Genomic DNA, 26,348 nt, shown 5'->3' with positions numbered 1-26,348 from the left:
CCAATTCACTTATAATACCGCCTTTTAGTAGGCTGACGAGACCGATCATGAGCAGTATGACCTTCGAGCAACTGGAACTGGACTCCGTCCTGGTCCGCGCACTGGCTGACATGGGCTATGCAAAACCGACCACTATTCAGAGCCAAGTCATCCCCGAAGCCATGAGCGGACGGGACATAATGGCATCTGCCCCGACCGGCACCGGCAAGACGGCGGCATTTTTATTGCCGATTTGCCAACACCTGCTGGACTTTCCACGCCGCAATGCCGGCCCAGCTCGGATCCTGATTTTAACGCCCACCCGTGAGCTGGCGATACAGATTGGCGAAGACGCGAAAAGAATCGTGAAGCACACCGCCCTACGAGTGGAAGTGATTACCGGTGGCGTGCATGAAAGTCAGCACCTGCCCGCCCTGACCAAGACTACAGATATTGTAGTGGCCACCACTGGCCGTTTGCTGCAGTACATAGACAATGAGTCTTTTGATTGTCGCGATATCGAAATGCTGATCTTAGATGAAGCCGACCGCATGCTGGACATGGGCTTTATCAAAGATGTAGACCGCATTGCCGCCGAGGCGCGCTGGCGCCGCCAGACCATGCTGTTTTCTGCGACGTTAGAAGGCAGAGGCTTAATGAGCTTTGCTGCGGACCTATTAAAGGATCCGGTACAACTGACCGCAGAGCCACCGCGCAGCGAGCGCAAAAAGATCAACCAATGGGTGCATTTAGCCGATAACCCCGAGCATAAATTTGCCATCCTGTTGCACCTGTTGCGCCAAGAGGATGTCACACGCAGCATCATATTTGTTAAAACCCGCGACCGCTTAATGGAGCTGGCCAGCCGCCTACAGCAAGAAGGCTTACACAATGCGTGGCTGCGCGGTGAAATGGAGCAAGAAAAGCGCATTGAAGCGCTGTCCCGTTTTCGTATCGGTCGGGTCAATATCTTAGTGGCCACCGACGTGGCTTCGCGCGGCATCGACTTACCGGAAGTGAGCCACGTGATTAACTACGATATGCCACGCACCGCAGACGTGTACGTGCACCGCATTGGCCGTACCGGCCGTGCTGGGCAAAAAGGCACCGCCATCAGCCTAATTGAAGCGCACGATATGCCGCTGCTGCTGCGCGTTGAAAAGTACATTGAAGAGCAGCTGAAACGCCGCGTTATCGATGAACTCAGACCGCAGCATAAAGAAGCCAAGGTCAATTCTCGCAAACGCAAAGACACCAAAGGCAAAAAAATCGCAGAGCCGGTGAAGAAAGAAAAAGTGCGCTTGCGTGATACTAAGGCCAAGGGTAAACCAAAGTGGGCAGGCCCCAAACCCGGTGAAGCCGTGATCCCTAAGCCCAAGAAGAAAGCCGCACCCGTGCTCGACTGGGATGATGAGGACGACGACGAATAGCAAGTTGGCGCTTTAGCCAAGCTTGACTGACCAAAACAGGCACCCTAGGGTGCCTGTTTTGCTTTATACGACTGTGGTTAGGTACTGCTTTGTTTTGCGTGGCATAACGAGTAAGTAACTAAATGCATTTAGCCATATTGACTATGCTTAACAGCAAGATACCTTAACGCTTAAGGAATGAGCCGTATGTTGCGATTTTATACCGGACCAGAACGACGCCAGGGTTATCGCAGACAGACGCTGGATCGCCGCGACTTGCTACGTTCGCAACCTGAGAGCGAACAACGTCGCCTGCTTGAGGGCCGTCGTCACAGAGATACGTAAGCCGAAAAGCCCCGGGTTGAAACCACCGAAAGCGAGAAAGGCTATATTTACCCCTTCTCGCTTCACCTGCTTTCTTCTATAAAATAAGCATAAAAAAACCGGCTCATAGAGCCGGTCAAAAAATGCAAATGAAGAAGAGAGTATTCAAAAATCAGTAAGCACGTAATATCAGAGCGCCCTCTTTACTAAAGGTTCCAGATTTTTAAATTATTTTTATAAAAAGCGGCAAATAAGTACTCAATGACAGTCAGCCATCACTCGCTCCTACTGATCAATAAAAGTGCTTAACCATAAAAATTGCATAAAAAAACCGGCCCACGAGAGCCGGTCAAAAATGAAAATGAAGAGAGAGTTTCAAATTCAGTAAGCACGTAATATCAGAGCGGCAGCTGGCTAGAAGGTTCACATTTTTTTACTTTTTTCTTACCGAATGCTCTAACGCCCTGCGGGCTACTGTTCTTCGCGCTTAAACACCAGCTCGGTGGCCGTGGATTCGGCTTCCACAAAGTAGTAACCGTCCGTATCAAAGGCCGTCAGTTGGCTCACTTGTGTTAACTGGTTTTGAATGATGTAGCGCGTCATTAAGCCGCGCGCCTTCTTGGCGTAGAAGCTAATGATTTTGTACTGGCCATTTTTGCAGTCTTTAAAGACAGGCGTAATGATCTGCCCCGCCAAACGCTTAGGCTGCACCGCCTTAAAATATTCGTTAGAAGCTAAATTAATCAGCACGTTATCGCCCTGCTCTGCCAATGCCTCATTGAGCTTATCGGTAATGATATTTCCCCAAAACTGATACAAGTCTTTGCCGCGCGCGTTTACGAGCTTAGTGCCCATCTCTAGCCGATAAGCCTGCATTAAATCTAGCGGCCGCAGCAAACCGTATAAACCGGAGAGCATGCGCAGGTGCTGCTGTGCAAATTCAAAGTCTTTCGCGCTTAAGCTTTCTGCATCTAGCCCCGTATACACATCGCCTTTAAAAGCCAATAGCGCTTGTTTGGCGTTGTCGGGTGTAAAGTCGGGTTGCCAGTCGGCAAAGCGCGCCGCATTTAAGCCTGCCAGCTTGTCGCTGATCTTCATCAGCTGGCCAATGTCCGCAGGTGTGAGTTGCCGAGCTCGCTCAATCAGCAATGTCGACTCTGCCAATAACTGCGGCTGAGTGAAGGTAGAAATTACGGGTGGCGTATCAAAATCCAAGGTTTTAGCAGGGGAAACGACGATCAGCATGACTACCTCTAAATGATTATTATAAAAATGTTATTACGTGAAGCATGCAACCTGAGCAATAAAGTACAGACGGTTTTCATCCCTCGCATTACTTGAGGATCACGACTCTATGGTCACGTTATCGAATAATCCCGCGTCCAGCCCAGTGTTACCGCCTTGCAGCTTGATCATCAAACGCAGATCGTTGGCCGAATCTGCATAGGCCAAGGCTTCGGTGTAACCAATTTGATTTTGATTATAAAGATCAAATAGCGCCTGATCGAAAGTCTGCATCCCCTGCTCACGAGACTTGCTCATCACTTCTTTCAAACGGTGCAGCTCACCCTTGCGGATTAAGTCCGCCATCAAAGGCGTATTAAACAGCACTTCAAAGGCGGCACGGCGCTTGCCACCGTCACGGGTAGGGATCAACTGTTGAGCCACTATGGCGCGCAGGTTAAAGGATAAATCAAACTGTAACTGGCGATGCTTACTTTCGGGCACTAGGTGCATGATGCGATCCAGCGCTTGGTTGGCATTATTAGCATGCAAGGTGGCCATACATAAATGCCCGGTTTCGGCGAAGGCCAAGGCATAACCCATGGTCTCTTCATCGCGAATCTCACCGATTAAGATCACGTTCGGCGCTTGGCGCAGTGAGCTTTTTAGGGCGGCGGCAAAGGATTCTGTGTCTATGCCCACTTCGCGCTGAGTAATAATAGAGCGTTCATGCTGATGCACAAATTCCACCGGATCTTCGATGGTTAAAATATGATCGTCTGCATGACGATTACGGTGGCCTATCATGGCCGCTTGCGTGGTCGACTTACCCGTACCTGTGCCGCCCACAAACAGCACTAAACCGCGTTTGGCCATGGCCACTTCGCGCAGGCTATCGGGTAAGTAAAGCTCCTCAAAGGTGGGGATCTTGCTTTCGATGCGTCGGATCACCATGCCGGCTTTTTCTTGCTGCCAAAAAGCACTGACCCGAAAACGACCGTGCTGCTCATCAGTTATGGCAAAGTTAGCCTCTTTAGTCTGATGAAAACGGCTATGTAACTCAGGCGTCATACAAGACTCAACCAATGCCAAGGCATCCGCAGCACTGAGCTTAGTGTCACCAATAGGTACTAAATTGCCATGACTCTTGATAGTGGCTGGCACGCCTACCGAGATATACAAGTCCGACGCTTGTTGCTCCACCATGGCCTGCAAAAAAGGAGTTAACTGCATCAACTGCTCCACTTACTGAAAACTTTGGGGATCGGCGGCTTTAGTGCGCGCATCCACGGCGGACACCAGACCACTGTTAACCAACTGCTTCAAACATTGATCCATGGTTTGCATACCGTGCGCCATGCCGGTTTGGATAACCGAATACATTTGCGCCACCTTATCTTCGCGGATCAAGTTACGAATGGCTGGCGTGCCCAGCATTATCTCATGGGCCGCTACGCGTCCGCCATTGGGCTTTTTCAATAGGGTTTGGGAGATCACGGCACGCAATGACTCAGATAACATGGAGCGCACCATGGCTTTTTCGGCGCCCGGAAACACGTCCACGATACGGTCTATGGTTTTAGCAGCAGACGAGGTATGCAAGGTGGCAAACACTAAGTGGCCGGTCTCGGCGGCAGTCAGTGCCAAACGAATAGTTTCTAAGTCGCGCAGCTCGCCCACCAAGATAATATCGGGGTCTTCACGTAATGAGGAGCGCAGCGCATTACTAAAAGAGTGGGTGTCTCTGTGCACTTCACGCTGGTTGATCAGGCATTTCTTATTACTGTGCACAAATTCAATCGGATCTTCGATGGTCAAAATGTGCTTATTATAATTTTCATTAATATGATCGACCATGGCCGCCAAGGTGGTGGACTTGCCCGAGCCCGTGGGGCCTGTCACTAACACTAAGCCGCGCTGATATTCCGCGATGCGGCGAAAAATCTCCGGGCCACCCAATTGCTCTAAGCTCAGCACGTCACTGGGGATCACCCGAAATACGGCGGCGGCCCCGCGCGCTTGGTGGTAGGCGTTAACACGAAAGCGCGCCAAGCCGGGCAGTTCAAAGGAGAAGTCCACTTCTAAGTCGTCTTCAAACTCTTTGCGCTGGCGGTCATTCATGATTTCGTACACTAAACGGTGTACTTCGGTGTGCTCTAAAACGGGCAAGTTAATCTTACGCACCTCACCGTCCACACGGATTTGTGGCGGTACGCCCGCAGACAGGTGCAGATCCGAGGCATTATGCTTTACACTAAACGCCAATAGTTCCGTAATATCCATTATCTGTCCCTCTTGCCTTTGGTTTTATTATCCATATGAATACTATCCTACAACAGCTGCAGCAGGTTCACGATAGAATTGCCGCCGCCACGGCGGCATGCACGCGCGACGCCAACAGCGTGCACTTGCTGGCGGTCAGTAAAACGAAGCCGAGCGCCGACATTAAAGCCGCCTATGATGCAGGTCAACGCCAGTTTGGTGAAAACTACGTCCAAGAAGCCATTGATAAAATACAGGCGTTAGCTACGATTTGCCCCGACATTCATTGGTACTTAATTGGCCCACTGCAGTCCAATAAAACCAAAATTGTGGCCGAGCACTTCGATTGGGTGCAAAGCGTAGATCGGTTAAAGATTGCCGAGCGTCTTAGCGCTCAACGCCCCGCGTCCATGCCGGTATTAAATATTTGCTTACAAGTGAATATCAGCCGCGAGCCAAATAAATCCGGCGTCTTGCCCGAAGATCTACCTGCGCTGGCTGCTGCCGTGGCCGAATTACCGCACTTAAGTCTGCGTGGTTTAATGGCCATACCCGAGGCCACGGATGACCAAGAAAAACTAACGGCACAATTACTAGAGTTGCAGCAACTGTTTGATAGAATGGCGCCAATATACTCGACCATGGATACGCTGTCCGTGGGCATGAGCAATGATTTAGAAATCGCGGTAGCCTGTGGCAGCACCCAAGTCAGGGTGGGCACGGCTATCTTTGGCTCTCGAAACGCGTGAGTAATAGTTAATGAATGCAAGCTCGGTAATAGAACACAGAACACTGGCCTTTATTGGCGCAGGCAATATGTCGCGCAGCCTGATTTCTGGCCTCATTCAATCCGGTTATCCGGCCGCGGCCATAATGGCGACCAATCCCTCCCCGGAAAAGCTGGAGCAGTTAGCTCGTGATTTTGGTATTCGCACCAGCCAAGACAACACCCAAGCCGCAGATTGGGCCGAGGTGATAGTGCTGGCGGTTAAGCCGCAAATGATGGAGGGCATGCTGAGCGCTATCCCCAAAAGAGCACTGACAGGCAAGCTACTGATCTCGATTGCCGCCGGCATGTCGATGACGCGATTAACCGAGTTGAGTGGACAGGCACGCATTATTCGCACTATGCCCAACACGCCGTCATTACTGGGTCTTGGCATGACAGGCCTGTATGCGGGTGCTGAGGTGGCGCAAACCGACCGAGATTATGCCGAGCTGTTGATGCAAGCCGTGGGCAAAACCTTGTGGGTAGAAAAAGAAGACGGCATCAATCAAGTGATTGCCGCCGCCGGCAGTGCGCCTGCTTATTTCTTCTTATTTATGGAAGCCATAGCGGCACATGCAGTGCGATCGGGTTTTAGTGAAGCACAAGCGCGACTTTTAGTTCAGCAAACTGCCCTCGGTGCCGCTAATATGGTAGTCGCCAATCCAGAGGTCAGCTTGGGCGAGCTCAGGGCACAGGTCACCTCTAAAGGAGGCACCACGGCCCAAGCCATTGCTCATTTTCAAGAACAGGGACTAGAACAGTTAGTTGCCGATGCCATGACAGCGGCCCTCACTCGGGCACGAGAACTCGAAACTCAGCTCTAAGGACAATAAATGAACACCGCTTATTATCTGATTAATACCCTGTGCGATCTGTATTTGATGATCGTGCTGCTGCGCATTTGGCTGCAGCTAGTCCGCGCCGACTTTTATAATCCGGTGAGCCAATTTGTGCTAAAAATAACCAATCCGGTATTAACTCCCCTGCGCCGTTTTATTCCGGGCTTCTTTGGTATTGATATCGCCGCTTTGCTCTTGGCCTTCTTGATAGTGGCGCTTAAGTTAACGCTGTTGAATGCCTTGCTCTCCGAGACCAGCTTAGGCTTTTATTGGTTGTTACTCATACTGCTGACGGTAGTAAAAAAAGCCGGTACGCTGTTATTTTGGATACTGATTACTCGGGCTTTATTAAGCTGGGTCAGTCAGGGTAATAACCCCGTTGAATATCTGATGTTTCAGCTTACAGAGCCGGTTTTAAAGCCCATTCGCCGCATTGTTCCGGCGATAGGCGGGCTCGATTTATCTATGCTGGTATTCTTTATTTTGCTGCAGGTGCTGAATTTCTTAATGAGCGATATCTTTGGTGCGCTCTGGTTGGGGCTGTAACGCTGGCGGTACAATTTAAGGATCAGGTACTGTATTTGCGTATTTATCTGCAACCTAAATCCAGCCTCGATCAGTTTGTTGGCGTATATGCAGGCCTAAATGGCGACGAACTTAAGGTCGCCATTACAGCCCCTCCCGTAGATGGCAAAGCCAATGCTCACTTGCTGAAGTGGCTGGCTAAGCAGTGCAAAGTGGCCAAGTCTCAGGTGCAATTAGTCAGTGGTGACACCAGCCGCCACAAACGAGTCGTGATTGAGTCACCCAAAGAAATACCTCACGTATTAGCGGAGTTATTAAACGCCGCCACCTAAACTCAATGTACACACGTTTAATTACATAAAAAGGACGCATTATGTTTAAAGGCATACTGACGAGTTTACTGCTGAGCGTTGGGCTCTTGCTCTCGGCCCAACTGCACGCCGCCGAGCAGAAAATTGGCGATTGGACAGTACATTACAACGCCCTGCCCTCTACCTTTTTAACCCCAGAAGTGGCTCGAGCCAATCGCATTGAGCGCAGCCGCTATAATGGCCTGCTTAACATAGCCGTACTCGACCCAAGCGGCAGAACGCTGCAGGTGAACATGAGCGGCGAAGGTAAGTCTTTAATTGGCACTATACGCAAGTTGGAGTTTCAAACTATTCGTGAGGGTGACGCTGTTTACTACCTAGCACAATACCCTTTTCGCAATGAAGAAAACGTACTGTTCACCATAGATATTAAAAGCCCAGAGCAAGGCGGCGAGCTGAGCTTTCGCCATACCTTTTATGCGGATTAATCACGTGTGAGGTGTGAAATGTGAGGGGGAAGGTTAAACAAGTGCTATGCCAGTAAACACGGGGTCTGTAGGGTCCAATTCATTGGACCGATTTTTGTGCGAATATTCTTTATCTAAATAAGCGCGCCTGCAAAACGGCGCTAAAGTTAGTGCACACCGACAACGAGAAAAATTGATGAGCCAGAAAATAGTATTAGCCTCCGGTAATGCCAAGAAAGTCGCCGAGCTGCAAAGCCTGTTCAGCGACGTTAATTACACAGTGATCCCGCAAACCGAGCTCGGGGTGAGTGACGCCGCAGAAGTGGGCACCACCTTCGTCGAAAACGCCATTACTAAGGCTCGTCATGCGGCTGCCATTACCGGCTTACCCGCCATTGCCGACGATTCAGGCATTAGCGTAGCCGCCCTCAATGGCCGCCCCGGCGTGTATTCGGCACGCTTTGCCGGTGAGCATGCCACAGACCAACAAAATCTAGAGTTACTGCTGAGCGAGCTGCAAGGCGTACCAAGCAGCCAACGCCAAGCCACCTTTTGGTGCGTGCTGGTGTATATGCGCCACGCCAATGACCCCACGCCACTGATTTGCAGCGGCGCTTGGACAGGTGAAATCACCACCTCGGCACAAGGCGCCCAAGGTTTTGGCTACGATCCGATTTTTTGGGTGCCAGAGGCGGGCAAAACCGCAGCTGAGCTGACGGCGACGGAAAAAAATAGCTTAAGTCACAGAGGCAAGGCGCTACGCCAGTTGCAAGTGCTCTTGTTGGAAGACCTAAAGTTGGAAGACCTAAAGCTGGAAAACCTAAAACAGAAAGACCTAAAGCGGCCAGCACCAGCGCTCTCAACTCCGCCATCGCGAGAGTCCAATTAATGCTGCACTTACCGCCGCTCAGCCTGTATATCCATATTCCTTGGTGCGTACAAAAGTGCCCTTATTGCGACTTTAACTCTCACGCCATGAAAGAGGCGATCCCAGAGCAGGCCTATATAGCCGCGCTATTAGAGGACTTACGCCAAGACTTGCACTTTGCCCAAGGGCGCTCACTGCACAGCATTTTTATTGGCGGCGGCACGCCCAGCCTAATGAGCCCAGCAGCCATCAAAGAACTGCTCGACGGCGTACAAGCGTTAATCCCGTTTAAACCCAAGATGGAAATTACCCTGGAAGCCAACCCCGGCACGGTAGAAGCCGGTCGTTTCGCCGGTTTTAAGGCGGCTGGGGTCAATCGTATCTCGATTGGTATTCAGAGCTTTCAACCCGAAAAACTGGCACGCTTGGGCCGGATTCACGATCCAGAACAAGCACGTTTCGCCGCACAAGAGGCGGCCACTGTGGGCTTAAACAGCTTTAATATTGACCTTATGCACGGTCTGCCCGAGCAAAGCGTAGCGGATGCCTTGTCTGATTTAGAGCAAGCCATAGCACTGGCGCCACCACATTTGTCTTGGTATCAGCTGACCATAGAGCCAAACACGCCCTTCGCCTCGCGCCCGCCTGTGCTGCCCGAAGACGACACCTTGGCGGACATTTACGAGCAAGGCCATGAGTTGCTCTTGGCTCACGGTTATCAGCAATATGAAGTGTCTGCCTACGCCAAACCCGGGTTTGAAGCTCAGCACAATTTGAATTACTGGCGCTTTGGTGATTATCTCGGCATCGGCTGTGGCGCCCACGGCAAAATTACCCTGCCGTTAGAGAATAAGTTAGTGCGCACCGTTAAAGTGAAACACCCTAAGGGTTATTTAGAGTCAAACCGGCCCTATATGGACCAATACAGTTCGATAGCAGCCCAAGATCTGTCGCTGGAATACTTTATGAATCGGCTGCGCTTATTTGAGCCCATCCCTAAAACAGAATTTTTTCAGCTGACCGGACAAAGCCCAGCGCAGCTACAGGCCCCATTCGCAGAGGCTTTGCGCCTAGAACTGCTTAGCGAGGCTGATACCCATTGGCAAGTGACTCCGCTCGGTCGACGCTTTCTTAACCGTTTGCTCGATTTGTTTATTACCGACTAATGCAGGTAACATTACCCTCATTACAGCCTTCATACCGCAGGCCGGAGCCTTATGTCAGCACTGATTTACGAATATCCTCTCAACGAAAAATGCCGAAATTACTTACGCTTAAGTGATTTACTGCAGCAAATTAAACAATGTCGCAGCTTAAGCGCCAGCGGCCAAACCATAGCCCTGTTTAAGGCGCTACTCGATATTATCGAGCTGTTGGAGCGCTGCGATCTTCGTACCGACTTGGCCAAAGATTTAAGTATTGAAAAAGAAAAGCTGGCTGCTTGGGCCGAGGTGCCCGGCATAGATGCCGCAGCACTCAATGAACTAGAAGAGCAGCTGAGCGAGCTAAGTCAGCAATTGCCCAGAGCGCCGCGCTTTGGGCAACTATTGCGTGAAGACAAGTTATTGTCTGCGGTGCGCAGTCGCTTTTCGATTCCCGGCGGTTTGTGTGCCTTCGATGTACCCCAATTTCATTATTGGCTGCACCAAGCCACTGAGCAGCAGCAAGCCGACATAGACGGCTGGTTGGCACAAGTACAACCCTTGCAGCAAGGGTTAGAATTACTGCTGACCTTATGGCGCGATGTGGGCCAATTTCAACCCTTCACCGCCCATAACGGTTTTTTTCAAGATGACGCGGCCAATACCCATATTATTCGGGTACGGGTGCCCGCCGAACAGGCGATTTATCCGGTAGTCAGCGGCAATAAATACCGCTACACCATACGTTTTATGCCGGTCGATAATCATGATATCGGCAATGTTGACTTTGAATTGGCGAATATAAAATGAGCACCCCGTTAACCGTTTCCTGCCCCACTTGTCATAAAACCGTTGTTTGGGGCGAACACAGCCCCTTTCGCCCGTTTTGCAGCAAGCGCTGCCAGCTCATTGATTTAGGCGAATGGGCAGATGAAGAAAAGCGCATCGCCGGCGATCCGGTTTGGCTACCCGAGCAAGACAATGAAAATGAGTACTGAGCCAGCAGTTAAGAAGTCGATTTTGGTGGCGGTGGGCGTGATTGAAAATGCCCAAGGCGAGATCTTTATCTGCCGGCGCAATGCCAATCAGCATCAGGCTAATAAGTGGGAGTTTCCCGGCGGCAAGGTTGAAGCCGGCGAAACCGTGGCTCAAGCGCTGGCGCGCGAGTTAGCCGAAGAAGTCGGCATCAGTGTGCTAGCCTGTGAGCCCTTTATGCAAATAGAGCATGACTACGGTGATAAGCATGTCACGCTTGCTATTCGTAAGGTAACGGCGTTTAGCGGTGAACCTCACGGACTCGAAGGCCAACCCAGCCGCTGGGTAGCTGTGAGTGAGCTTGAGCAATACGACTTCCCTGAGGCCAATGGGCCTATAGTGGCTAAGCTCCGTGAGGGGTGATGCGTGAGGCGTGAGATGTGAGGCGAAAACACCGGTTTTGTAGGTGCCAATTTATTCGGCACGGTTGAGTATTTTAGTTCTTAAAAACGCCAGCTCAGCTGGCCCGTCGAATAAATTGACGGCTACAAGTTCAAAATCGTTTGTAGATGGTTTTTAAATCCCACCAAGCGCCCACAAAGAAAAAGGCACCCCGACCTTCATCGGGATGCCTTTTTTGTGTGAAAGAAGCTCGGTGTTTATCTTTTACACCTCACGCCTCACGAACAAAGCAAGGCGCTTGGCTGTTTATGCTTCGCTAGTTGCTGAGTCCTCGGTGCTGGCAGCCGTGCCGAGCTCAATCTGTAAGCTGTCCACCCGCTGCAAACCACGTGGCAACAGGGCGCCGCGACGACCGCGCTCACCATGGTAGTGAGCCAAATCGGTCGGCTTCAAGGTCAGCTTGCGCTTACCCGCATGCAAGGTCACACTAGCCCCTTCTGGCACGACTACGAGCTGCTTGATGAAGTCTTCCCGCGCCTGCACCTTGGCTCCCGTTATACCTATGATCTTATTGCCCTTGCCCTTGCCCAGTAACGGCAAATCCGTCAGTGGAAACAACAACATGCGGCCTTCGTTGGTCACCGCTAAACACTGGCTGCTGGCAAGCTGCTCAATCGCCACCGGCTGCAATACCACGCCGCCTTTGGGCACGGTCAGCAACGCCTTGCCGTTTTTATTGCGGCTTAGCATATCGGCGTAGCGACACACGAAGCCATAGCCCGCATCCGACGCTAATAAGAACAGCCGTTCGTCTTCACCCATTAATACGAAGCTCGGCTGCTCGCCCGGGCTTAAGCTGCAACGCCCCGTCAGCGGTTCGCCTTGACCACGAGCCGAAGGCAGCCCATGAGCCTCTTGGGCGTAGGCACGGCCTATGCTGGATAAGAACACCACCAGCTGATTACTGCGGCCATTGGCCGCCGATAAGAAGCTGTCACCGGCGCGATAGCTTAGGCTAGCGCCATCCACATCGTGGCCTTTGGCGGAGCGGATCCAACCTTTTTCTGACAACACCACAGTCACGGCTTCGCTTGGGATCAGCTCTTTTTCACTTAAGGCTTTGGCCTCGGCGCGCTCCATTAACGGTGAGCGCCTGTCGTCGCCAAATTTCTCGGCGTCGGCTTGGATCTCTTTTCTGATCAAAGTACTTAAACGACGTTCCGAACCTAACAAGGCCTGTAACTTATCGCGCTCGGCGGCCAGTTCGTCTTGTTCACCACGAATTTTGAATTCTTCCAACTTGGCTAAATGACGCAATTTCAGCTCTAAGATGGCTTCGGCTTGAATGTTGCTCAGATCGAAGCGGCTCATCAACACCGGCTTGGGCTCGTCTTCGGCCCGAATGATCTCGATCACTTCATCGATATTTAAAAACGCCGCCAACAAACCGATCAAAATATGCAGTCGCGCTTCTACTCGATCGAGTCGATATTGCAGGCGATTACGCACGGTTTGGCGACGAAAGCTCAGCCATTCGTCGAGGATCATGTCCAGGGTTTTCACTTGCGGCTTATTGTTTAAGCCCAGCATATTCAGGTTAACGCGATAGCTCTTTTCTAGATCCGTGCTAGCAAACAAGTGCTGCATGAGCTGTTCAACGTCGACGCGATTAGAGCGCGGAATGATCACCAAACGGGTGGGGTTTTCATGATCCGCTTCATCGCGCAAATCCGCCACCATAGGCAGCTTCTTGGCCTGCATTTGTGCGGCGATCTGTTCCAATATCTTGCCGCTACTGGCCTGATGCGGCAGAGCTGTCACCACTATATCGCCGTGCTCCATCTCATAGACGGCACGCATCTTGATGCTGCCGCGCCCAGTCTCGTAGATCTTTTGAATATCGGCCCGCGGGGTAATGATCTCCGCATCGGTGGGGTAATCCGGGCCCTGCACAAACTGCATCAGCTCGGCCACGCTTGCCTTAGGATTATCCAGCAGATGCACACAAGCGCCGGCGAGTTCGCGAATATTATGCGGCGGAATATCCGTCGCCATGCCCACAGCAATGCCGGTAATGCCGTTCATTAAGATGTGCGGCAAACGCGCCGGCAAAACCCGCGGCTCGTCCATGGTGCCATCGAAGTTGGGGATCCAATCAACCGTGCCTTGGCCTAATTCCGAGAGCAGTAATTCGGCGTAGCGCGACAGGCGCGCTTCCGTATAACGCATGGCGGCGAAAGACTTAGGATCGTCCGGTGCGCCCCAGTTCCCTTGGCCGTCTACTAGCGGATAGCGGTAGGAAAACGGCTGCGCCATCAAGACCATGGCTTCATAACAGGCCGAGTCGCCGTGGGGGTGATATTTACCCAGCACATCGCCCACGGTACGGGCAGATTTTTTATGCTTAGAGCTGGCGGATAAGCCTAATTCGCTCATGGCATAAATAATGCGCCTCTGTACCGGTTTTAGGCCATCGCCAATGTGGGGCAAGGCACGGTCCATGATCACGTACATGGAATAATTAAGGTAGGCCTGCTCGGTAAAGGTGTGCATGGGCAGGCGTTCGACGCCTTCCATCGTAAAATCGTTCGTACTCATTTAATTCCTTTCCTCAGACCAGCGGATCAACCAAGTTACCCTTGGTTTCTAACCATTCACGACGATCACTGGATCGTTTCTTGGCCAGCAGCATGTCCATCAAGGTTTCGGTGGCTGCCATGTCTTCCACCGTCAGCTGTACTAAACGACGGGTATTAGGATCCAGCGTGGTTTCGCGCAGCTGCTTGGGGTTCATTTCACCCAGGCCTTTAAAGCGCGTGACCTGTATTTTGCCGCGTTTTTTCTCGGCTTTAAGACGCTCTAGCACGCCGTCGCGCTCGCTTTCGTCCAGCGCGTAATGCACCTCTTTACCAATATCGATACGGTACAAAGGCGGCATGGCCACATATACGTGGCCCTGTTCGACCAGATGGCGGAAATGGCGCATAAAGAGCGCACACAATAGCGTGGCGATATGCAAACCATCCGAGTCTGCATCCGCCAAGATGCAGATCTTGCCGTAGCGCAGGTCACTTAAGTCCGTAGAGTCAGGATCTAGGCCGATCGCCACCGAAATATCGTGCACTTCTTGGGAGGCCAATACCTGACCCGAGTCCACTTCCCAAGTGTTTAAGATCTTACCGCGCAGCGGCATGATCGCCTGAAATTCTCGGTCTCGTGCTTGTTTGGCACTGCCACCCGCCGAGTCACCTTCTACTAGAAATAACTCGCCACGCATCGGATCCGAGCAGGCGCAGTCGGTCAGCTTGCCGGGCAAAGCCGGGCCTTGAGTGACCTTTTTGCGCACTACTTTTTTAGCTTGACGTAAGCGGCGCTGAGCGCTGTTGATACAGAGCTCGGCAATTTGCTCCGCCAATTCGGTGTGCTGGTTTAGCCATAAACTAAAAGCATCTTTCACCACGCCAGACACGAAGGCCGAGCTTTGGCGAGACGACAAGCGCTCTTTGGTTTGGCCGGCAAACTGCGGGTCTTGCATCTTCACCGACAAAATATAAGAGCAGCGCTCCCAAATATCGTCGGGTGTTAATTTCACGCCGCGCGGCAGCAGGTTTCTAAACTCACAAAACTCGCGCATGGCATCCAACAGGCCTTGGCGCAGGCCGTTAACGTGCGTGCCGCCTTGGGTGGTGGGGATCAGGTTTACGTAGCTCTCGCCTATGCCCTCGCCGCCTTCGGGCAGCCACGTCAGCGCCCATTCTGCCGCCGATAGCTCGGTACTAAAGTTACCAACAAAGGGCACTTCGGGCAGGCAGGTGTAATCCTTGACCGACTCGACTAAGTAGTCTTGCAGACCATCTTCATAAAACCACTCTAGGGTTTCGTCATTCACCTTATCTTCAAAGCGAATGGTCAGGCCGGGGCACAACACCGCCTTGGCTTTTAATAAGTGCTTAAGCCGAGAAACCGAAAATCGAGCGGAGTCGAAGTAGCTGGCATCGGGCCAAAAGTGCACGCGGGTGCCAGTATTACGTTGGCCACAGGTGCCGGTTACCGTCAGTTCACTGACCTTGTTGCCGTGCTCAAAGGCCATCTCATACACTTGACCGCCACGACGTATGGCCACGTCTAAACGCGAGCTCAAGGCACTGACCACGGAAATGCCCACGCCGTGTAGGCCGCCGGAGAATTGATAGTTTTTATTCGAAAACTTACCGCCTGCATGCAGCTTGGTAAAAATCAGCTCTACGCCCGAGATACCTTCTTCTGGGTGAATATCCACCGGCATGCCACGACCGTTATCAATCACTTCCAGCGATTGATCCGCATGCAATATCACTTCTATCTTGGTGGCGTGGCCGGCGAGGGCCTCATCAACACTGTTGTCGATGACTTCTTGGCCGAGATGATTGGGCCGCGTAGTGTCGGTATACATACCAGGGCGACGACGCACCGGCTCTAGGCCATTGAGTACCTCAATAGCATCAGCAGTATATTGACTGGATGACATGTTGACCCTAAATAATCAGAATTCGTAGGCGCCATCTTACTACTTAGGGCTAGGGGATGTCAGCTTTAAGAGCGGTGAGGCGTAAGGTGTGAAGCGTGAGGGGCAATGTTGAGTGCTGAATTTTTAATCTTGAATGATACTAAAAAAACGTGAGGGGGAGAGCGATAGGGTTAATCCTTAATCTGCAGATTTCGGTGTTTTGCGCCTCACACCTCACCATTTACCCTCACGGCGTTTCGCTCACAGCTCCAAAAAACGGATGATTTGCGCGCAGTAGTGATGAAAACCGATAAACGAATGGTCGCCGCCTTTTTGAATGCACACCCGGGCGAAGCGATAAAAATCGAGCGCTTCGCGGTAATCTAACACCTCATCGCCCTGCTGTTGCAGCAACCAAATACGATCCATGCAAGTAGGCTCCATTAAGCGCAGCTCACTCAGCTCCCGCATATGTTGCTCGGTCAGCAAGTAACGATCAAAGGTATAGGGATTAACTTGCTCACCTATGTAATCTTTTAGCAACAGATGCGGGTTAACGGCCGGATTAATGACCACGGCGCGCACACCAAATTGTTCGGCCACTTGGGTCGCTAAAAAGCCCCCTAAGGAGCTACCTGCCACGCCAAATGGGCCTTGGCTCTCGGTCCGAATTTGCTCGCAAATCTCGGCAATTTGCGCCCAGGCGGCCGCCGGCGTGGCGGACAATTGCGGGCAAATAAAGTGGATATCGGGGCGCTTTTGCAGAAGATATTGCTGCATTTCGCGAGCCTTTACAGACTGCGGCGAAGAGTTAAAGCCATGCAAATAAAGCAGCGTCGACATCTTAATATCCGGTAGCACTAAAATCGGGGGCAAAGGCATGGTGGGGCAGGCGCCACACTTGGGTGCTTAGGCGCCCATCGGGATACAAAGACAGCGCGCGCCAGCCCGGAGCCATGCTGTCGAGGGCAAAGTCATCGGACAAAGGTTTGAATTGAATGCAAGTAGCGGGGCTGGCCAAATAACGAATGCCATTTTCTTGCTGATCGAAACCTTGGTGCACGTGGCCACACATCACGACTTTTGAAGCCTGATGTTTGCTTAAGATGGCCTTCATGGCTGCGCTGTTGCGCAAATTATGCTGATCTAACCAAGCACAACCCACGGGGATCGCCTGATGATGCACCGCCAGTAATAAGTGGTGCTTAGGGTATTGAGTGATGGCCTGTTCGAGCAAAGAGAGTTGCGCCAAAGACAGCTCGCCAAAGGTTTCATGATCGAGATGAGTATCGAGCAGCAAAATCTGCCACTGGCCGCACAATAGGTGTTTAGCATTGCTAATGCCCGCCGCATCCAGCTCGGCCTGCATCAGGAGCTCATCGTCATGATTGCCGGGCAACCAAAAAATCGGGGGCGCAAGATCACTCATCAGCTTACCAAAGTGATGATAAGACTCAGCAGTTTGGTCTTGTGATAAATCACCGGTCGCTAAAATAAAGTCTTGGGGCCTAGTATCGAGATCGCGGGCATTTTCTAAGATGGCATCCACCACGGCGCGGGCACTGTGCCACGGCGCTATGCCCAAAAAATCGGCGTTTTTATCGGCAAACAGATGCGTGTCCGTGATCTGCAGCAAATCCACCACGCCGTCTGCGCGGTGTGGTGTTAGCTCTATGGTCTCAAGAAAATTAGGCGTCTGATTCAAATTTGTTTAACCGTGCTAAAGCCATGTTGTAGGCAACATTTCAGCCATTCAGCCAAAAAAAAGTTTACCTGCTCTTTTTCATTACGCTGATGCATCTTGTCATTGGGGTAATGATAACTCGAACGCAGGTTCAATATCTGCTGGCTGGCACACACTTCGGCCATTCTAACGTCATGATAAAGTCGTACTTTTAGCTTCATACGCATAAAAGAAGGTAAATGTGGCGTGCATTGCTCAATCGACACGTGCCAAGTGTAGGGCGCTATGTCTAACACCTTAAGCACAAACAATACCTGCTCGCTAATACCTACCGACACACTGTCGCCTACTTGGCTGCCATGGGGCAGTAATTTCATCAGCGCCATGTAATTCACATCACAGGTACGCTGTAGCGTTTTTAAATCCGGTACATACCGACGTGGGATCACGCTATTCAAAATATTGCTCCTTGCCAGCTATCAAAGCTGACGTTACTTACTTATCTAGAGGCTTACTCTAATGATTTAAAATTTTCTCTTACTGAACAACTAAGGTGCAGCATTAAAGGTAAACAGATAAGTAGATAAGATAACATGAGAGCTTAAAATTTTTGCCGAAGTCTATTACGAACAGCACTCAACTAGAGCAAGGATTGCCTCTTAGCGCTCATCCGCTGCACCGACTGAGGTTTCACTCACTCCGGCAAGTCGTAAGGCCAACCACTGCAACGCGATTATGGTGCTGGCATTGTCCAACTTACCTTCGGCCAGCCATTGCATGGCTAACATTCTCGGCACGCGATGCACTCGTATGTCTTCGCTCTCATCACTCAAACCACCATGTGTCGGCGCTAGGCTGGCATCCACCTCACCTAAAAACAAACTGATGCGCTCGCTGCAACCGCCTGGACTTGGGTAATAACTGCTAATCAAGGTTAAGCTGCCCAGCATTAAGCCGGCTTCTTCTGCGGCCTCGCGGCGCACCACTTCTTCTGGCGTTTCGCCTTCATCGACTATGCCGGCCACTATTTCTAATAGCCAAGGAGTGCCTTGTTCAAAGACTGCGCCAACGCGAAATTGTTCCACTAAGATAATTTCATCGCGCACCGCATCATAAGGTAAAACCGCCGCCGCATGGCCACGCACAAACAGCTCGCGGGTGATCTCTTGGCTCCAGCCGCCGGCAAATAATTTATGACGTAAGCGCAGCCGCAAGAGCTTAAAAAAGCCTTGATAGCCGGGAATTTCCTCGATTAGTTCACAGTCCTCTGGCCCAAAATGGGGCCTTTGTTTGCGGTTCATGGCCACTCCTTTCTTGACTTTTTAACACCAGATTTTAGACTAGCGTCAAAAGTGAATGAACGTTCATTCATAAATAATTTAATTTTTAGTTACTGGATTAAAAACTGATAGTTAACACTGAGTGCTCAGACTCAATGTTAGCACTGCGCTAACCGCTGGTTAATAAACTGCCTAACCCAGAATACTGATGTTACTCTTATACTTATCCACTCAAAACACCCAGCCTGCCTCGCTCGGCGCTCTGGCTTACTTGTTACATAAGGCAAAAATAATGAAAAAAACGCTACTGTCGACTCTGATCTTGCTTTGCGTCACAGGTCCGACTCAAGCCGAAGACTTACTCGATATTTATCAGCAAGCAACGCTAAATGACCCACAAGTACGCCAAGCCAAAGCGGTGCGCGACTCCGCCTTCGAGAAAATCAACGAGTCCCGCGCCCCCTTATTGCCACAGGTAAATTTAGGCGCCGATGCCAACTATGTAAAAAATAGCGCCATCAGTGACGTAAGTACGGTGGGCGCCAGCTTAAACCTAGGCCAAGCTTTGTACCGTAAATCTGCTTGGGCCAATCTGGATATCACCGAAAAGCAGGCCACTCGAGCTGAAGTCGTTTACAAACAGGTACAGCAAAATCTAATACTGCGCGCCACACAGGCCTATTTTTCAGTGCTTAGCGCCGAAGATACTCTGAGCTTTGTGCAAGCCAATAAAGAAGCCGTTGCGCGCCAGCTTGAGCAAACCAAGCTGCAGTTTGAAGTGGGGCTAAGCGCCATGACAGACGTATACGAAGCACAAGCTCAATTTGATCAGGCCCGAGCCGAAGAAATTAGCGCCGAGAATGCGGTTAATAATGCCAAAGAAATCCTACGTGAGCTAACCAACATGGGTTACGCCAACTTGGATAAACTCAATACCGAACTGTTTAGCCCGCAACAATCTGTTATTAACGCCGATGCTTGGCTAGAAATTGCGCTGGAAAAAAATCTGCTCTTACATGAACAGCGTATCGCTAAAGACATCGCCAACGAGCAAATTAGTTTTGCCCAAGCAGGCCATGCTCCCACACTGGATCTTAATGCCGGTGTTGGCAGCCAATACAATGATTACGCCGATAGCTCGGTAGGAGCTCAAAGCGGCAACAATAATCAAGCTGTGGTCGGATTATCCTTTAACCTACCCATCTACAGCGGTGGCGCTACCACGTCTCAAGTGAAGCAAGCGCAGTTTGATTATGTGGCCGCCAGCGAAGAGCTAGAGCGCAGCTTTCGCGCGGTTAAAAGTCAGGTGTACTCCTCTTTTAATGACGTAAGCTCTTCTGCCAGCTCGGTAAGCGCCTTAGAGCAGTCTGTGCTTTCGTCACAAAGCGCGTTAGATGCCACCGAAGCCGGTTATGAAGTGGGGACCCGCACCGTAGTGGATGTGCTAAACGCCATTAGTCTGCTTTATGATGCCAAACAAAACTTGGCTGCCGCGCGTTATAACTATGTTCTCAAACAGCTACAGCTCAAACAAGCTGCCGGCAGCTTAACCGAGCAAGACTTAGTCGAACTCAATAATGGTTTGATGAAGAAGTAACTAATAGCCTCAAGCTCCTAGAAAAATATAAGCACCGCATCTAACGACATAGTACAGCCAAGATTCACCCATAAAAAAACCGAGCCACTGGGCTCGGTTTTTTGGTTAGCTGGTTTTTTTTTCTTACCGCTTGCGGCTAGGTCTTAGCTCCGGGTACGTATCGCTTGAATAATGGCGGTGGTGGAGCAGCCTTCTTCAAAGTTCAGCACTTTTACTTCGCCGCCGTTGGCGGTTACCTCTTCAAAGCCGGCGATCTCTTCGGGCTTATAATCGCCGCCTTTTACCAGCACGTCTGGCAGGGTTTCAGCGATAAGGCGCTGCGGCGTATCTTCGGCAAAGGGCACTACCCAATCCACGGCACCTAAGCCTGCCAATACCGCCATGCGGCGATCCACGGTATTCACTGGGCGGCCATCGCCTTTGAGGGCGCGTACCGAGGCGTCGGTATTGACCGCCACTATTAAGCGGTCGCCTAGCTTGCGCGCATGATTCAGATACGACACATGCCCCGCGTGCAAGATATCGAAGCAGCCGTTGGTCATGACGATCTTCTCACCACGGCGGCGCGCGGCGTCCATTACTTGCTTAAGCTGCTGCTCGGTGACCACGCCCATGCCAGACTCAGGCGTACCGTATAACACGTTGGCCAGCTCGATGGCGGACACAGTTGAGGTGCCAAGCTTGCCCACTACTATGCTGGCGGCCACGTTGGCCAGCGCACAGGCTTCATCCAAGTGCAGGCCTGCCGCAAGCGCGGTGGCCAGTGTGGCAATTACCGTATCGCCGGCACCGGTTACATCAAACACTTCGTGCGCCTGAGCGGGTAAGTGCAATTCATGATCGTCGGCGTGAATTAAGGTCATGCCGTGCTCAGAGCGCGTAACCAATAACGCTTTGAAATCGAATTTTTTAATTAATTCACGACCGCGAGCAACTAAGTCCTGCTCATCTTTAACCTGACCGACTACGGCTTCAAATTCGGACATATTGGGCGTAAGCAAGGTAGCGCCACGATATTTTTCAAAGTCACAACCTTTAGGATCCACCAATACCGGCACGCCAACGGCATTGGCTTCTTGGATCAAAGCCTGTACTTGAGTGAGTGCACCTTTAGCGTAATCAGACAGTACCAGCACCCCAGCTTGACTTAAGGCGCGGCGGGTTTTTTCGGTTAACGGCGCCGCATCATCTGGGCCAAAGCTGTCTTCAAAATCTAAACGCAGCAATTGCTGGTTACGGCTCATGATCCGCAGCTTAGTAATAGTTGGATGACTGCTTAAGCGCACAAAGTCGCATTCTACGCCTACGCCTTGCATCTTATCTTGTAAGGCGACCGCCGCTTCATCTTCGCCGGTTAAGCCTAGCAAGCGAGCCTTGGCACCCAGTGCCGCAATATTGAGCGCCACGTTGGCAGCGCCGCCAGGCCGCTCCTCATTGTGTTCCACCTTAACCACAGGTACCGGCGCCTCAGGTGAAATGCGTTTAGTGGGGCCAGACCAATAACGGTCTAACATCACATCGCCTACCACTAGCACGTTAGCGCTATCGAATTCCGGTAACTTGATTTTCATGGTGTCACTCTTTTGCACAAGGGAAAGTCGAAATCTTATCACAAACGACTTTAAAACATAGCGCCCAGCGCCCTGCACCGAGCGCCTAACTAAAGCTAAACACCGAGAACAAGACCATTTTCCCATGACTCTTTCATTGCTAGATACACAGACCAAGTACATAAAAATAGTTAAAGACAAAGCATCTAATTAGCAGAAGCTGATCTTTTTAGCTGGGCGCCGAGAGCTAGGTGCTGGGCGCTTAACTTGTGTATTGGTGGTCTTTGGCCTTTAAGTTAATTAGAATTCCAACATTACTTTTTATGGCGACCATGGTTTATGGCAATAGCTGGGCAAGACTCCCGACCCTCTTCTTTTTCTTTAGCGCTATTACACCCTCGCTACGCCGTTAATTGGCTGGGCTTAAGCCTGTTATGGCTGTTAGTGACTTTGCTGCCGTGGCGAGCGCAAATGCTATTCGGCCGCGCTTTGGGCCGCTTATCCATGCGCGTATTAAAATCTAGAGTAAAAATTGCCCGCCGCAATCTAGAGCTGGCTTTGCCTGAGCTGGATGAAGCTGAACGTGAGCGCATACTCACCGCTAATTTCGAGAGCGTGGGCTGTGCGGTATTTGAAACCGGCATGGCCTGGTTTTGGCCAGATTGGCGGATGCGTGCCATCACCCGTATGGAAGGCACTGAGCATGTGGATGCCGCCGTGGCCAATCATAAGGGCATGTTGCTGCTGTCGGCACACTTTCTAACGCTAGAACTGAATGCTCGCCAATTTGGGCTGTACCGCCCGGGTGTGGGCGTGTACCGACCTAATACCAATGCGGTATTGGAATACGCACAGGTCGAGGGCCGTTGCCGGTCAAACAAGTACTTAGTGGATCGTTTAAATATTAAAGGTATGCTCAAAGCGCTGCGCCAAGGCGATGCCCTTTGGTACGCGCCGGATCATGACTACGGCAGTCACGCCAGTGTGTTTGTGCCGTTTTTTGCGGTGGAGCAAGCGGCCACTATCACGGGCACCGCCACCTTGGCTCGCGTGAAGAACACAGTGACCCTGCCCTGCTTTACCATTCGTGAAAAAAATGGCTATCGGTTATTAATTCAAGCCCCCATGACCAACTTCCCCGTTGGCGACGACATTGCGGATGCCATCGCCAGTAATCAGGTCATCGAAGCGGCCATTCGCTTGGCACCCGAACAATACATGTGGCTACACAGACGCTTTAAAACCACGCCGGAAGGGGTGCCGTATAGGTATTAATGGCAGCTGGAAGCGGGAAGAAAAACTTAAAGACAAAATCGGTGTAATCTTCCAGCTCTCAGCTTCAAGCTTCCGGCTTGTTTTTCAGCCACTTCTGCCAACTTGCCACCACCCACTCCCGCTCTGTGCGCAGCTCCGTATCCGGCACGCGGCCCGGCTCGTCGAGCAAACTTAGGCGGTGCCCGCGGTTACGAATGGCGCAGTAAGCGGTTTTCAGGCGTTCGACTTCTTGTTCTTCCAGTAAGCCCACCGCCACTGTGGCGTCCAAAATACGGATATTGTCCGACCAGCGGGTGAGTGCCTTGGCATGATCGTGACCAAAGGCCAGCACCAAATACTGAGTTAAAAATTCGATATCCACCAAGCCACCTGGCGATTGCTTTAAGTCAAACTCGTCTTGGTTACCCTTGATTAAATGCTCGCGCATTTTTTCCCGCATCTTGATCACTTCAGCCGCCAGCGCAGTGCGATCCCGAATTTGGCTCAATGCCTGTTGGCGAATACCAATAAAAGCCTGCGCTAGTCGTGCATCACCCACAATAAAGCGGCTGCGCACTAAGGCTTGTAGCTCCCATACCCAAGCTTGATGCAACAGATACTGCTGATAGGCATCATGCGGGATCACCATCAGCCCGGAATCGCCACTGGGCCGCAGCCGCATGTCTAGCTCATACAGCACGCCGCTGGCGGTTCGAGAGCTGAACAAATGAATAATGCGCTGGGCTAAGCGCAGGTAAAATTGGCGTACATCTAACGGCCGTGGGCCATTAGTGTGGCCACTCAAACCCGATTGCTGCACAAACACCAGATCCAGATCCGAGCTATAAGCTAGCTCTATGCCGCCTAACTTTCCATAAGCCACCACGCCAAAACCGCGCTCAGTGCTATGAGCGAGTTCTGCTGGCACGCCGTGGCGCTCGGTCATTTGCACCCACGCCTGATTCACCACTTCATCAACAATGGCTTCGGCCAGCCAAGTTAAGTGGTCACTCACTTTCATTAACGGCAAGGTACCCGCAATATCGGCGGCGGCGATGCGCAGCAATTGAATTTGCTTAAATTGGCGCAGTGCTTCCATTTGTTGCTCTACGTCTTCTTCGGGCACGCGCAGCAAGAATTGGCGCAATTCATCGCGATAGCATTCGAGTGGGATCGGCTTATACAGAGTTTGCGGCAGTAACAGCTCGTCGAGCAAAATCGGAAAGCGCGCCAATTGCTCGGCCACCAAAGAGCTCGCCTCACACAAGCGCAGTAGTTGCTTTAGCGCATTGGTATTTTCGACCAACAGCTGCAAATAGGCGGTTCGTGTGACGATATGCAGCAAGATATGCTGTACACGGGCAAATAGCCGATTGGGGGTTTCTGTGCCGTGAATTTTATCAAGCAACACCGGCATTAGTTTATCGAGCGCTTGGCGCCCTTGCGGTCCCATGGCGCGACGAGAATATTCGCTTTTAAAGCTCAGCAGCCCGGTCGCCAGCCCACGAGCGTTAAGCTCGTTTAAACCTTGCTCTTGCAGCAAGGGCAACAGCTCGGCTTCATTCAGCTCGGTTTGCCAAATATCAAACCAAATTTGCGGCGCACCTTCTTCTTCAGCTTCAGTATTATCACCAATTAAGCCCTCGAACTGGCGATGCACGCGGCTCATGGTGGCTTGTATCGCTTGATAGCAGGCAGACCAATCGTCATGACCGGTCAGCCAAGCCAAACGCGCTTGGTTCAATTCATCAAAAGGTAGCGTTTGGGTTTGCTGATCGTCAAAAGCCTGCAAGAAATTCTCAACGCGGCGCAGTAAGCGATAGCTGTGGTGCAATTGTTCGGCATCTTCGCTCGTTAAATCGCCCAGCGCGGCAATGGCCGCCAAAGCGACGGGCAAGTGGCGCACTTGCAATGAGGGTTCGCGCCCGCCGCGGATCAGCTGAAACACTTGAGTAATAAATTCGATTTCCCGAATGCCACCCGCACCCAGCTTGATGTTGTCGTGTAGGCCTTTACGGCGGACTTCGGCGGCGATCATGGCTTTCATCTGGCGCAATGAGTCAATCACACCAAAATCGATGTAGCGGCGAAAAACAAAAGGCCTGAGCATGGCGCGCAGTTGGTCGCTGTATCGGCCTTCGCCGTTAATAATCCGCGCCTTCACCATGGCATAGCGCTCCCAAGTGCGACCATGGTTTTGGTAATATTCTTCCATGGCGTTAAAGCTCACCGCCAGCGGGCCCGACTCACCAAAGGGCCGCAATCGCATATCGACTCTGTATACCTGACCATCCGCCGTAGTTTGATGCAGCGCATTCACCAGCTTTTGGCCGAGGCGGATAAAAAATTGCTGATTAGCCAGCTCCCGCCGGCCACCTTGAGTCACGCCGTTATGAGGAAAGGTAAAGATCAGGTCGATATCTGAGGAAAAGTTCAGCTCCCGTCCGCCCAACTTGCCCATGCCAATAATCAACAGCGGCACCGCTTTGCCATTAGCATCGGTTGGCGTGCCCAGCTCACTACATAGCCTTTGGTAAAACCAACGATAGGCCGCCAAGATCAAGGTATCCGCCAAGGCAGAGATATGCACAAAGCTTTCTTCCACCTCACCACCGAGCAGCATTTCTCGCCAAGCAATGAGCAATAATTGCTTACGGCGAAACTGGCGCAAGGTGCGCAGCACTCTGGCTTCATCGGTCACGTCATTGAGCTTGGCGGCAAGTAAAGGGCCATAAGTCGCGGCGCGATCCGCGTGATAAAGCTCGGTGGCATCATCAAACTCCAACGCCAGTTCGGGTTGCTGGCACAGGCTCTGGGCGGCAAAGTCACTGCAAGCAAACAACATTTTCAGCTGAGCGGCTCGCCCAATTGATAATTGCTCAACCACCTCAGGCGCGCGCTCTTTGAAGCGCGACCAGTATTTATCAGCCTGAATTTGCAGTAAGGCTGGCATGGCAACCATGGAGTATCCTTAATATATGTCCTGATTAAGGTAAGCAAG

General features: G+C 51.5%; 24 protein-coding genes and 1 pseudogene. 14 read left to right on the top strand and 11 right to left on the bottom strand.

Going from position 1 to position 26,348, the window contains the following annotated elements:
- Window positions 1–47 precede the first annotated feature (47 nt).
- On the top strand, window positions 48–1,409 hold the full coding sequence (srmB, locus tag ACEN2G_RS00535; RefSeq protein WP_442019499.1) for an ATP-dependent RNA helicase SrmB: 1,362 nt from the start codon (window positions 48–50) through the stop codon (window positions 1,407–1,409).
- A 186-nt stretch (window positions 1,410–1,595) separates the two neighbouring features.
- Window positions 1,596–1,733 (top strand): hypothetical protein, encoded by a 138-nt coding sequence (locus ACEN2G_RS00530; protein WP_442019498.1) that lies wholly within the window; start codon window positions 1,596–1,598, stop codon window positions 1,731–1,733.
- 450 nt (window positions 1,734–2,183) lie between these two features.
- Here ACEN2G_RS00530 and yaaA read toward each other — a convergent pair whose 3' ends face one another.
- The 3 genes from yaaA to ACEN2G_RS00515 all read right to left on the bottom strand — a co-directional run bounded on the left by yaaA (window position 2,184) and on the right by ACEN2G_RS00515 (window position 5,219).
- A complete protein-coding gene (yaaA, locus tag ACEN2G_RS00525; RefSeq protein WP_442019497.1) occupies window positions 2,184–2,957 on the bottom strand; it encodes a peroxide stress protein YaaA in 774 nt (257 codons plus the stop codon).
- Window positions 2,958–3,056: 99 nt separating this feature from the next.
- A complete protein-coding gene (locus tag ACEN2G_RS00520) occupies window positions 3,057–4,169 on the bottom strand; it encodes a PilT/PilU family type 4a pilus ATPase (protein WP_442019496.1) in 1,113 nt (370 codons plus the stop codon).
- Between the two features lie 12 nt (window positions 4,170–4,181).
- Entirely contained in the window at window positions 4,182–5,219 is a 1,038-nt protein-coding gene (locus ACEN2G_RS00515) for a type IV pilus twitching motility protein PilT (RefSeq protein ID WP_442019495.1), read from the bottom strand.
- A gap of 35 nt (window positions 5,220–5,254) precedes the next feature.
- Between ACEN2G_RS00515 and ACEN2G_RS00510 the strand changes: the two genes are divergently transcribed.
- From ACEN2G_RS00510 to mutT, 10 genes and pseudogenes are all read left to right on the top strand, one after another.
- Window positions 5,255–5,947, top strand: coding sequence for a YggS family pyridoxal phosphate-dependent enzyme (locus ACEN2G_RS00510; protein ID WP_442019494.1), 693 nt, complete (start codon window positions 5,255–5,257; stop codon window positions 5,945–5,947).
- Between the two features lie 28 nt (window positions 5,948–5,975).
- Window positions 5,976–6,791 (top strand): pyrroline-5-carboxylate reductase, encoded by an 816-nt coding sequence (proC, locus tag ACEN2G_RS00505; RefSeq protein WP_442019664.1) that lies wholly within the window; start codon window positions 5,976–5,978, stop codon window positions 6,789–6,791.
- Window positions 6,792–6,800: 9 nt separating this feature from the next.
- A complete protein-coding gene (locus tag ACEN2G_RS00500) occupies window positions 6,801–7,352 on the top strand; it encodes a YggT family protein (RefSeq protein WP_442019493.1) in 552 nt (183 codons plus the stop codon).
- Between the two features lie 2 nt (window positions 7,353–7,354).
- Complete coding sequence (locus tag ACEN2G_RS00495; RefSeq protein WP_442019663.1) at window positions 7,355–7,663, top strand: DUF167 family protein; 309 nt, start codon at window positions 7,355–7,357, stop codon at window positions 7,661–7,663.
- 41 nt (window positions 7,664–7,704) lie between these two features.
- The gene (locus ACEN2G_RS00490; protein WP_442019492.1) at window positions 7,705–8,130 is read left to right on the top strand and encodes a DUF4426 domain-containing protein; all 426 of its coding nucleotides are present in this window, start codon (window positions 7,705–7,707) and stop codon (window positions 8,128–8,130) included.
- A gap of 175 nt (window positions 8,131–8,305) precedes the next feature.
- Window positions 8,306–8,890 (top strand): annotated as a pseudogene (gene rdgB / locus ACEN2G_RS00485) (RdgB/HAM1 family non-canonical purine NTP pyrophosphatase); the annotation flags it as partial.
- A 107-nt stretch (window positions 8,891–8,997) separates the two neighbouring features.
- Window positions 8,998–10,143 (top strand): radical SAM family heme chaperone HemW, encoded by a 1,146-nt coding sequence (gene hemW, locus ACEN2G_RS00480; protein ID WP_442019491.1) that lies wholly within the window; start codon window positions 8,998–9,000, stop codon window positions 10,141–10,143.
- A 51-nt stretch (window positions 10,144–10,194) separates the two neighbouring features.
- Window positions 10,195–10,929: a cell division protein ZapD gene (gene zapD / locus ACEN2G_RS00475; protein ID WP_442019490.1), complete on the top strand. Its 735-nt coding sequence runs from the start codon at window positions 10,195–10,197 to the stop codon at window positions 10,927–10,929.
- Window positions 10,926–11,117, top strand: a complete 192-nt coding sequence (gene yacG / locus ACEN2G_RS00470) for a DNA gyrase inhibitor YacG (RefSeq protein ID WP_442019489.1) — start codon at window positions 10,926–10,928, stop codon at window positions 11,115–11,117. Before zapD ends, yacG begins: the two co-directional genes overlap by 4 nt.
- The gene (gene mutT, locus ACEN2G_RS00465) at window positions 11,107–11,517 is read left to right on the top strand and encodes an 8-oxo-dGTP diphosphatase MutT (RefSeq protein ID WP_442019488.1); all 411 of its coding nucleotides are present in this window, start codon (window positions 11,107–11,109) and stop codon (window positions 11,515–11,517) included. The genes yacG and mutT overlap by 11 nt, the downstream gene beginning before the upstream one ends.
- Window positions 11,518–11,802: 285 nt before the next feature.
- On the opposite strand, the gene parC is transcribed toward mutT, so the two are convergent.
- The 6 genes from parC to nudF all read right to left on the bottom strand — a co-directional run bounded on the left by parC (window position 11,803) and on the right by nudF (window position 18,967).
- Window positions 11,803–14,094 carry a DNA topoisomerase IV subunit A gene (gene parC, locus ACEN2G_RS00460; protein WP_442019487.1) on the bottom strand — a complete coding sequence of 764 codons (2,292 nt, stop codon included), beginning with the start codon at window positions 14,092–14,094 and terminating at the stop codon, window positions 11,803–11,805.
- 13 nt (window positions 14,095–14,107) lie between these two features.
- A complete protein-coding gene (gene parE / locus ACEN2G_RS00455) occupies window positions 14,108–16,003 on the bottom strand; it encodes a DNA topoisomerase IV subunit B (RefSeq protein ID WP_442019486.1) in 1,896 nt (631 codons plus the stop codon).
- 240 nt (window positions 16,004–16,243) lie between these two features.
- Entirely contained in the window at window positions 16,244–16,825 is a 582-nt protein-coding gene (locus ACEN2G_RS00450) for a YqiA/YcfP family alpha/beta fold hydrolase (RefSeq protein WP_442019485.1), read from the bottom strand.
- Window position 16,826: 1 nt separating this feature from the next.
- Complete coding sequence (gene cpdA / locus ACEN2G_RS00445) at window positions 16,827–17,657, bottom strand: 3',5'-cyclic-AMP phosphodiesterase (protein WP_442019662.1); 831 nt, start codon at window positions 17,655–17,657, stop codon at window positions 16,827–16,829.
- 26 nt (window positions 17,658–17,683) lie between these two features.
- A complete protein-coding gene (locus tag ACEN2G_RS00440) occupies window positions 17,684–18,052 on the bottom strand; it encodes a DUF1249 domain-containing protein (protein ID WP_442019661.1) in 369 nt (122 codons plus the stop codon).
- A 273-nt stretch (window positions 18,053–18,325) separates the two neighbouring features.
- Window positions 18,326–18,967 (bottom strand): ADP-ribose diphosphatase, encoded by a 642-nt coding sequence (gene nudF, locus ACEN2G_RS00435; RefSeq protein ID WP_442019484.1) that lies wholly within the window; start codon window positions 18,965–18,967, stop codon window positions 18,326–18,328.
- Between the two features lie 271 nt (window positions 18,968–19,238).
- Here nudF and tolC point away from each other — a divergent pair, with 271 nt between their 5' ends.
- Complete coding sequence (gene tolC / locus ACEN2G_RS00430) at window positions 19,239–20,543, top strand: outer membrane channel protein TolC (protein ID WP_442019483.1); 1,305 nt, start codon at window positions 19,239–19,241, stop codon at window positions 20,541–20,543.
- Window positions 20,544–20,686: 143 nt separating this feature from the next.
- Here tolC and hldE read toward each other — a convergent pair whose 3' ends face one another.
- Complete coding sequence (gene hldE, locus ACEN2G_RS00425) at window positions 20,687–22,114, bottom strand: bifunctional D-glycero-beta-D-manno-heptose-7-phosphate kinase/D-glycero-beta-D-manno-heptose 1-phosphate adenylyltransferase HldE (protein ID WP_442019482.1); 1,428 nt, start codon at window positions 22,112–22,114, stop codon at window positions 20,687–20,689.
- A 318-nt stretch (window positions 22,115–22,432) separates the two neighbouring features.
- Between hldE and lpxL the strand changes: the two genes are divergently transcribed.
- On the top strand, window positions 22,433–23,368 hold the full coding sequence (gene lpxL / locus ACEN2G_RS00420; RefSeq protein ID WP_442019481.1) for an LpxL/LpxP family Kdo(2)-lipid IV(A) lauroyl/palmitoleoyl acyltransferase: 936 nt from the start codon (window positions 22,433–22,435) through the stop codon (window positions 23,366–23,368).
- Between the two features lie 64 nt (window positions 23,369–23,432).
- Here lpxL and glnE read toward each other — a convergent pair whose 3' ends face one another.
- Window positions 23,433–26,309: a bifunctional [glutamate--ammonia ligase]-adenylyl-L-tyrosine phosphorylase/[glutamate--ammonia-ligase] adenylyltransferase gene (glnE, locus tag ACEN2G_RS00415; protein WP_442019480.1), complete on the bottom strand. Its 2,877-nt coding sequence runs from the start codon at window positions 26,307–26,309 to the stop codon at window positions 23,433–23,435.
- Window positions 26,310–26,348: the final 39 nt, after the last annotated feature.

It is taken from the genome of Oceanisphaera sp. W20_SRM_FM3 (assembly GCF_052119705.1).
Lineage (GTDB): Bacteria > Pseudomonadota > Gammaproteobacteria > Enterobacterales > Aeromonadaceae > Oceanimonas.
The sequence above is the reverse complement of the archived record's forward strand: the minus strand, read 5'-3'. Positions and strand labels throughout refer to the sequence as shown.

Coding starts and splice junctions, on each gene's coding strand:
- glnE (WP_442019480.1), bottom strand. CDS start 26,309: ATGGTTGCCATGCCAGCCTTACTGCAAATTCAGGCTGATAAATACTGG.
- lpxL (WP_442019481.1), top strand. CDS start 22,433: ATGGCAATAGCTGGGCAAGACTCCCGACCCTCTTCTTTTTCTTTAGCG.
- ACEN2G_RS00500 (WP_442019493.1), top strand. CDS start 6,801: ATGAACACCGCTTATTATCTGATTAATACCCTGTGCGATCTGTATTTG.
- ACEN2G_RS00530 (WP_442019498.1), top strand. CDS start 1,596: ATGTTGCGATTTTATACCGGACCAGAACGACGCCAGGGTTATCGCAGA.
- hldE (WP_442019482.1), bottom strand. CDS start 22,114: ATGAAAATCAAGTTACCGGAATTCGATAGCGCTAACGTGCTAGTGGTA.
- yaaA (WP_442019497.1), bottom strand. CDS start 2,957: ATGCTGATCGTCGTTTCCCCTGCTAAAACCTTGGATTTTGATACGCCA.
- parC (WP_442019487.1), bottom strand. CDS start 14,094: ATGAGTACGAACGATTTTACGATGGAAGGCGTCGAACGCCTGCCCATG.
- nudF (WP_442019484.1), bottom strand. CDS start 18,967: ATGAACCGCAAACAAAGGCCCCATTTTGGGCCAGAGGACTGTGAACTA.
- ACEN2G_RS00510 (WP_442019494.1), top strand. CDS start 5,255: ATGAATACTATCCTACAACAGCTGCAGCAGGTTCACGATAGAATTGCC.
- ACEN2G_RS00515 (WP_442019495.1), bottom strand. CDS start 5,219: ATGGATATTACGGAACTATTGGCGTTTAGTGTAAAGCATAATGCCTCG.
- tolC (WP_442019483.1), top strand. CDS start 19,239: ATGAAAAAAACGCTACTGTCGACTCTGATCTTGCTTTGCGTCACAGGT.
- yacG (WP_442019489.1), top strand. CDS start 10,926: ATGAGCACCCCGTTAACCGTTTCCTGCCCCACTTGTCATAAAACCGTT.
- mutT (WP_442019488.1), top strand. CDS start 11,107: ATGAGTACTGAGCCAGCAGTTAAGAAGTCGATTTTGGTGGCGGTGGGC.
- ACEN2G_RS00440 (WP_442019661.1), bottom strand. CDS start 18,052: ATGGCGCTGATGAAATTACTGCCCCATGGCAGCCAAGTAGGCGACAGT.
- srmB (WP_442019499.1), top strand. CDS start 48: ATGAGCAGTATGACCTTCGAGCAACTGGAACTGGACTCCGTCCTGGTC.
- ACEN2G_RS00520 (WP_442019496.1), bottom strand. CDS start 4,169: ATGCAGTTAACTCCTTTTTTGCAGGCCATGGTGGAGCAACAAGCGTCG.
- ACEN2G_RS00450 (WP_442019485.1), bottom strand. CDS start 16,825: ATGTCGACGCTGCTTTATTTGCATGGCTTTAACTCTTCGCCGCAGTCT.
- parE (WP_442019486.1), bottom strand. CDS start 16,003: ATGTCATCCAGTCAATATACTGCTGATGCTATTGAGGTACTCAATGGC.
- ACEN2G_RS00490 (WP_442019492.1), top strand. CDS start 7,705: ATGTTTAAAGGCATACTGACGAGTTTACTGCTGAGCGTTGGGCTCTTG.
- zapD (WP_442019490.1), top strand. CDS start 10,195: ATGTCAGCACTGATTTACGAATATCCTCTCAACGAAAAATGCCGAAAT.
- hemW (WP_442019491.1), top strand. CDS start 8,998: ATGCTGCACTTACCGCCGCTCAGCCTGTATATCCATATTCCTTGGTGC.